This is a genomic window from Corallococcus sp. AB049A, from assembly GCF_003668885.1.
Taxonomy (GTDB): domain Bacteria; phylum Myxococcota; class Myxococcia; order Myxococcales; family Myxococcaceae; genus Corallococcus; species Corallococcus interemptor.
In genome coordinates, this window is sequence record NZ_RAWL01000565.1 from 1 (window position 1) to 4641 (window position 4641).

Here is a 4641-nt window from a genome sequence, read left to right on the forward strand (position 1 = left end):
CTCCGCGGCCTTCGCCGGGACGGCCGCCTGCGGACGCTTCGCGGGCTTCGGGTCCACCACGTCCGACGCGCGGAAGCTCGTGCGCTCCGGGGGCGGCTCCGGCGGATCATCGTAGGAGTCGCGCACCGGCCGCGCGCGCGGCTGCTTGTTCTCCTCGTCGCCGAACGGGTCCTCCTCGCGGCGGCGGTCCTTCTCCTGGATTTCGCGCAGCTTGGCCGCTTCCGTCTTGCCCGTCCGGCGCTCGGGCGCGGCTTCCGGGGCGTCCGGTGCCCGGTTGTTCACCGCGTTGAACCGGCGTGCACACTGCGTGCGCTGGTCCAGGCAGGTGTCGAAACAGCGCGTCAGCTTCTTGATGGCCGCGCCGTTGCCGCCGTACTCGATGGTGCAGTCCTCCTTGCACGTGGTGGCGTCCTCCTCGCAGCCGGGCGGGACGGGACCGGCCAGGGCAGGGGTTGCGAACAGGACGCTGAGGACGACGAGGCGCGGAAGAAGACGCATGGCAAATGTGAAAGCTACCAGTCTTCCGAGCTTCCTGGGCGAGCCCCCCGCGATATCGTCAGGCCCACGCCCGGCGACCGGGCGAGAGGAGACGCATGCGGGCGGTCAAGGTGGGCATCATCGGGGGCAACGCCCTCTACCAGGCCCTGGGGCTCCAGGGCCGCGGCGAACACGTCTCCGTGGAGACGCCCTTCGGGCCCCACAGCACCCCGCTCATCTCAACGGAGCTGGACGGCGTCCCCATCGTCTTCGTCTTCCGCCACGGCCAGGGCCACGTCCACAACGCCACCCGCGCCCCTTATCGTGCCAACCTCTTCGCCCTGAAGACGCTCGGCGTCACCCACGTCATCGCCACCGGCACCGTGGGCAGCCTGCGTGAAGCCATCCAGCCGCTCCACCTGGCCCTGCCGGATCAGGTCATCGACCGGACCTACCGCCGCCCCTGCACCTTCTACGACGACGTCGCCGTGCACGTGGAGCTGGCCCAGCCCTTCTGCGCCACCCTGCGGCAGACGCTCACCACCGTCTCCCAGCAGAGCGACACCGTGGTGCACCCCTCCGCCACCTACGTCTGCATCGAGGGGCCCTCCCTGAGCACCCAGGCGGAGAGCCAGCTGTACCGCGCGTGGGGCGGGGACCTGGTGGGGCTCACCGCCATGCCGGAGGCGCGGCTCGCCCGCGAGGCGGAGCTGCACTACGCCCTCATCGCGCTGCCCACCGACCATGACTCCTGGCGCCCGCAGCCCGTGGGCCAGGAGCCCGAAGCGCTCCTGCCGCAGTTCGCCCAGCGGCTGGACGCCGTCACGGCCCACGGCGCCGCGCTCCTGCGCCGCGCGCTGCCCCGCATCGCGGGCACCGCCTCCACCTGCCGCTGCGACAGCGCGCTCGCGCTGGCCATCTTCACCGACCGCACCCGCATCCCCGCGGAAGTGAAGAGCCGCCTGCGCCCGCTGCTGGGCCGCTACCTGCCCTCCGGACTCGTCTAGCGTTCAACACCCGGCACAGCGCTGCTGCCTCTGGCCGCGAGCGCTCGGCTGGCCGCCTGCTGCCGAATGCCCGGACCGGCCCCACATTGGCTCCCCACAGACCCGGAGGGGGAACCACATGGGGCTGCCACGGCTCAAGTACCTGACGTGGAGGGAGTTCGCGCGGCGCTTCTGGAAGGAGATTGAAGAGGACACCGTCACCGACGTGGCGGCGCAGCTGTCCTACTACTTCCTCTTCTCCCTGTTCCCGTTCCTGGCCTTCCTCGTCACGCTGGTGGCGTACATGCCGTTCGCGCCCGGCGCCGTGGACGCGATGATGGACCGCATCCGCCCGCTGGTGCCCGGCGACGCGCTGGGCGTGGTGAGCCAGCACCTGACCTCCATCGTCGGCGAGACGCGCCCCAGGCTGCTCACCGTGGGTCTCATCATCGCGCTGTGGACGGCATCGCGCGGCGTGGACGCCCTGCGCAAGGCGCTCAACCTGGCCTACGACGTGTCGGAGTCCCGGCCCTACTGGAAGACACAGGGCCTGGCGCTGCTGGTGACGCTGCTGGGCGGCCTGCTGATTCCGCTGTCCTTCGCCATCCTGCTCCTGGGCGGGCGCGTGGGGGCGTGGGTGGCGGACAAGCTGGCGCTCATCGACGAGTTCCACCTCGTCTGGTCCTGGCTGCGCTGGCCCTTCACCGCCGCGCTGGTGATGCTGATGCTGTCGCTCTGCTACTACCTGCTGCCGGACGTGAAGCAGCGCTTCAAGTACATCACCCCGGGCTCCGTCATCGGCACGCTGGCGTGGCTGGGCAGCACCTGGGGCTTCACCCAGTACGTGGAGCACTTCGGCAAGTACGACGTCACCTATGGCTCCATCGGTGGCGTGGTGGTGCTGCTCCTGTGGCTCTACATCTCCGGGCTCATCTTCATCCTCGGAGGAGAGCTCAACGCCATCCTGGAGCACGCCTCAGCGCAGGGGAAGGCGAAGGGCGCGCGCGACTTCGGTCAGCCCGCGCCCCTGGAGCCGCCCCTCAAGACACCCGGCGCGGCCAAGAGCGCCGCCAGCGCCCGGAAGACGCGGCTCGCGCTGTTCAAGCGCAAGCGCCGCGTGGCGGAAGGCAAGGACCCGGAGCCCCCGGGCCTGGTGCCGGACGGGAACGACAACCCGTCCGTGCACTGAAGCCGCGCAGGGCTATTGCTTGGGCAGCTTGGCCTGGATGGCCGTCAGCCCGCCCGGGGCGTTGCGGTCACCCTTGAGGCCCTGCTGCGCGATGATCTTCCGCAGGTGCGCGATGCGGTCCTCGTTGGTGGGGTGCGTGGACAGCCACTTGAGCACGCCCGGCGTGGAGCCCTGCTCCTTCTGCAGCTTCTGGAAGAAGGTGATGAGGCCGTTGGGGTCGAAGCCCGCCGCGGAGGCGTACTTCGCGCCGTACTCGTCCGCTTCGGTCTCCTCGCTGCGGCCGTGCGCCAGCTGCAGCCCGCCGCCCGCCAGCTGCGCGGCGATCTGCGCGGCGGTGCCCGGGTTCTGGCCCAGCGCCACCTGGGTGATGGCCTGCAGGCCGTAGGCGTTCACCATGGCGCGCGCGGAGTGCCGGCCCACCACGTGGCCCGCCTCGTGCGCCATCACGCCCGCCAGCTCCGCCTCCGTGTCCGCCGCGAGCAGCAGGCCCGTGTACACGTAGAGGAAGCCGCCCGGCGTGGCGAAGGCGTTGACCGTCTTCGGGTCGTTGATGACGTTGACCTTCCACTTCACCCCGGAGCGGTCCTTGTTGGCCTGCGCCAGGATGGGGGCGGAGATGCTCCGGACGTAGTCCAGCACCGCCGGATCCTGCACGTACTGGATCTTCTCCTTCGACTCCAGCTCCTGCTTCACCTGGAGGCCCAGCTGGTTCTCCTGCTCGTCGGAGATGAGGACGCTGGCGATCGCCTTCTCCGCGCCCACGCGCTGCTTGGCGCAGCCCGTGGAGAGGCCCGAGGCCAGGGTGAGGGTCAGGAGTGCGGTGACCGTCCGTTGCATGGTGGTGTCGTCCCTTCTTCGCGGTGGGGTACTGGAGGCTTTGCGCGGCCCGTCGTAGCCGCGCCTCCACGGTCCGGGCAAGCGTCTTCCCCACGGGCCATCCACCGGGGGACATGCGCCGGAAACCTTCCGGTGGTATGCCCCCGCCCGGATGCCTGAGCTACCGGAAGTGGAGATCGCCCGGCGCAACCTGGAGCGCTGGTTCCAGGGCCACCGCATCGTGCGCGCGGAAGCGGACGCCACCCGCGTCTTCCGGGGGGCGGAGCAGGCCCACTTCACCCGGCTCACCGGCCGCGTGAAGTCCCTGGAGCGCAAGGGGAAGTACCTCCTCATTACCCTGGAGGGCGGCCACGGCCTGATGGCCCACCTGGGGATGACCGGCAAGTTCGTGCGCCGCAAGCAGGGCGAGTCCGTCCCCTACAGCCGCGCCCGCTTCCACCTGGACGACGGCCACGTGGTCCACTTCAGTGATCCACGCCTCTTCGGGCGCATGGAGCCCGTGCCCGCCAGGGAGCTGTGGGAGCTGCCCGCGGTGAAGGCCCTGGGGCGCGACCCCCTGACGGAAGGGCTCACCGGCCCCCAGCTCCAGGAGGCGGTGGGGGATTCCAGACAGGACCTGAAGGTGGCCCTGATGGACCAGGGGCGCGTCGCGGGCCTGGGCAACATCCACGCCGCGGAGGCGCTCTTTCGCGCGGGGCTTCACCCGGCGCGCAAGCCCGGCACCCTCACGCCGGACGACTGGAAGCACCTGGCCAGGGCCATCCACGCCGCGTTCGACTTCGCCTTCAAGGAGCAGGAGGGCGAGGACATCACCTATCTGGAGGAGGCGGGCTCCGTGAACCGCTTCCGCGTCTACGGGCGGGCCGAAGGGCCGTGCTCGAAGTGCGGAACGACCGTGGAGTCCTTCACCCAGGGTGGGCGGACCACGCATTTCTGTCCGAAATGTCAGCCGCTCTCCAGCGTTGCCTCCCCCGCGGCCCGGAAGGGCGCGGCGGCGGGGAAGGGGACGGCCTCCGCCGTCACCCGCCCGAAACCCAGATCCCGTAGTCGTTGACACCCCAGGGGGGCATGGCTTGAATCGCCCGCCCTTTACACCCGGCCGCGTCATGTCGCGGCCCCGGAGACCGTTGACCATGCCTCACGTCCTGCTGG

4 protein-coding genes and 1 pseudogene are annotated in these 4641 nt (G+C 70.5%); 3 read left to right on the forward strand and 2 right to left on the reverse strand.

Annotated elements, in window-relative coordinates; translation table 11 throughout:
* A pseudogene (locus D7X55_RS36180) lies at nucleotides 1-498 on the reverse strand (hypothetical protein); the annotation flags it as partial.
* Between the two features lie 95 nt (nucleotides 499-593).
* Here D7X55_RS36180 and D7X55_RS36185 point away from each other — a divergent pair.
* The gene (locus D7X55_RS36185; protein ID WP_121725413.1) at nucleotides 594-1484 is read left to right on the forward strand and encodes an MTAP family purine nucleoside phosphorylase; all 891 of its coding nucleotides are present in this window, start codon (nucleotides 594-596) and stop codon (nucleotides 1482-1484) included.
* Nucleotides 1485-1602: 118 nt separating this feature from the next.
* On the forward strand, nucleotides 1603-2652 hold the full coding sequence (locus D7X55_RS36190) for a YihY/virulence factor BrkB family protein (protein ID WP_120551115.1): 1050 nt from the start codon (nucleotides 1603-1605) through the stop codon (nucleotides 2650-2652).
* Between the two features lie 12 nt (nucleotides 2653-2664).
* Here the strand turns inward: D7X55_RS36190 and D7X55_RS36195 are convergent, their stop codons facing one another.
* Nucleotides 2665-3489, reverse strand: coding sequence for a M48 family metallopeptidase (locus D7X55_RS36195; RefSeq protein ID WP_120551116.1), 825 nt, complete (start codon nucleotides 3487-3489; stop codon nucleotides 2665-2667).
* Nucleotides 3490-3640: 151 nt separating this feature from the next.
* Between D7X55_RS36195 and mutM the strand changes: the two genes are divergently transcribed.
* Nucleotides 3641-4543, forward strand: a complete 903-nt coding sequence (gene mutM, locus D7X55_RS36200) for a bifunctional DNA-formamidopyrimidine glycosylase/DNA-(apurinic or apyrimidinic site) lyase (protein WP_120551117.1) — start codon at nucleotides 3641-3643, stop codon at nucleotides 4541-4543.
* The last annotated feature ends 98 nt before the right edge of the window (nucleotides 4544-4641 follow it).